This is a genomic window from Faecalibacterium sp. DFI.5.82 (assembly GCF_029076575.1).
Classification (GTDB): Bacteria; Bacillota; Clostridia; order Oscillospirales; family Ruminococcaceae; genus Faecalibacterium; species Faecalibacterium duncaniae.
This window is the reverse complement of sequence record NZ_JARFIS010000577.1, coordinates 1-308: the sequence shown is the minus strand read 5'-3', so window position 1 is coordinate 308 and position 308 is coordinate 1. Positions and strand designations below refer to the sequence as shown.

Genomic DNA, 308 nt, shown 5'->3' with positions numbered 1-308 from the left:
CCGCGGCGATGTGGAGATCCTGCGCCCCGGCCTTGCTATGCTGGAAGAGAAAACGCAGCTGCCGGTGCTGGGGGGCGTGCCCTACCTGAAGGTGGACATTGAGGACGAGGATTCTCTTTCCACCCGGCTGGATGCGGGCAAAACGGTCCACCCGCTGGATGCGGAAATCCTCCGCCAGCCGCACATCTCCAACTTTACCGATTTCATGCCGCTGGAGCAGCACCCGCTGCTGGGCGTACGGTATGTGCAGAATACCCGCCAGCTGGGCACACCGGTTCTCATCATCCTGCCCGGCACCAAGAACACAG

Annotated in this window: 1 pseudogene; it reads left to right on the top strand. The window is 62.3% G+C overall.

Annotated elements, in window-relative coordinates:
• A pseudogene (locus P0G09_RS17960) lies at window positions 1–308 on the top strand (cobyric acid synthase CobQ); the annotation flags it as partial.